The organism is Arthrobacter sp. ZGTC212 (genome assembly GCF_002929255.1).
In the GTDB taxonomy this organism is placed as follows: domain Bacteria; phylum Actinomycetota; class Actinomycetes; order Actinomycetales; family Micrococcaceae; genus Arthrobacter_B; species Arthrobacter_B sunyaminii.
In genome coordinates this window covers 1-527 of sequence record NZ_PJIJ01000087.1, presented here as the reverse complement: position 1 = coordinate 527, position 527 = coordinate 1, and the positions used below count along the sequence as shown (strand labels likewise).

The 527-nt window shown below is 65.8% G+C and carries 1 pseudogene; it reads right to left on the bottom strand.

Annotation, left to right across the window (positions count from 1 at the left end):
• A pseudogene (locus CXQ89_RS18040) lies at nucleotides 1-513 on the bottom strand (glycoside hydrolase family 65 protein); the annotation flags it as partial.
• Between the last annotated feature and the right edge of the window lie 14 nt (nucleotides 514-527).

Sequence of the window (527 nt, the reverse complement as noted above, 5' to 3'; positions counted from 1 at the left end):
GACGTCCACGGAGACCTCGCGGTCGGTAGCCACCTCCAGCGAGATGCCAAGGGTTCCCCGGGAATCGAACCCGACGGCGCGCCGCTCCGTGGTGGTGACGGTCGCGCCGGAGCGGCACTGCCAGGTGATCCGGCACTCGTAGACGCCGGTGGAGAAATCAACGGCGCGCCGGTACTCCAGCACCTCGGATTCGGCCAGGCTGAGGGCTTCGCCGTCGATGATGACTGCAAAGTTGTTGGCGTCCGGGATGTACAGGATGCGCTGGCCGGTGCGGGCGAACCCGAAGGCGTTTTCGGCGTGCTTGATGTCCCAGATTTCGTGCAGCCCGTTGATGAAGCTGCCTGGGAGGTCTGAGTCGGCGGCCGCCCAGTGGGCGCCCCGGATTCCCAGGTGGCCGTTTCCCAGGGCAAAGAGGGTTTCCAGGGTCCCCTCGTTGCCCTGTTCGTGGCGGGTTTCCACGAGCTGCCAGGGGTTGTTGGGGAATCTTTCGCGGTCCGCGGAGATCAGGGCCATGGTGTTGGGTCCTT